Genomic DNA, 855 nt, shown 5'->3' with positions numbered 1-855 from the left:
TTAACTTGTGCTTTATCTGCCACCTATCCCCTCTCTTCTTTCGCCGCAAGTCAGCAAGAGCTCAAAGGCGTTTCCAGCGAAATCAATCGCCAAAAGAAGGCGCTAACGTCGCAAGAGAAACAGCTTAACGAGCTGGAAAAATCGCTCAAAGACCAAGAGCTTGGCATTTCTAAGCTGGAGCGAGAAATCAAGCAAACTAAAGCCGACCTTGCTCAAGCAGACAAGAACATCAATAAACTGGAAGAGAAAATCTCCTTGCAAGAAGCCCAGCGCCAAGCACAAGAGGAAGAGCTCAAGCAGTTGCTGCAAACGTATTACGTGACCGAGCGAGCGAAAGCGAATGGGCACTTATTGAATCAAGGCGTAGAAGAAGACCGCATTAGCCAATACTTTCAGCACTTAGCCAAGGCTCGTGCCGAAGTGATTGATGCCATCACCAAAACCACTCAAGAGTTGGCGCACAACAAAAACCAACTTGAGCTAGAGAAAGAGCAGATCGAAACCCTGCTCAAGCAGCAATCAGAAAAGCGTACCGCACTGGCCAGTACGCAGACGAATCGTAAGCAAACGCTGAACAAAATTCAGAGCAGCATTAAAAACGACAAACGTTACCTTGCTGAGCTACAACGCAATGAAACCCGTCTAAAAGCCGAGATTGCAAAAGCCGCCAAGCGAAATGCGGTACCAATGGACGGGCTCGGCAAACAGCGCGGCAAACTACCATGGCCACTCAAAGGCAGTGTGTTACATAACTTCGGTACGCGTCAAACCGGACAAGTAAACTGGAAAGGTATGGTGCTTTCCGCTAACTATGGTCAACAAGTTAAAGCGGTTTACCCTGGCACAGTCGTATTT

1 protein-coding gene is annotated in these 855 nt (G+C 48.0%); it reads left to right on the top strand.

Translation table 11 applies throughout. From position 1 onward, the window contains the following. A partial coding sequence (locus R7O13_RS25425; protein ID WP_318305017.1) for a peptidase M23 occupies nucleotides 1-855 on the top strand: 855 nt, incomplete at both ends.

This window comes from Vibrio sp. Y176, from assembly GCF_033438945.1.
Note: the sequence above shows the minus strand (reverse complement) of the source record. Positions and strands in the feature narration are given on the sequence as shown.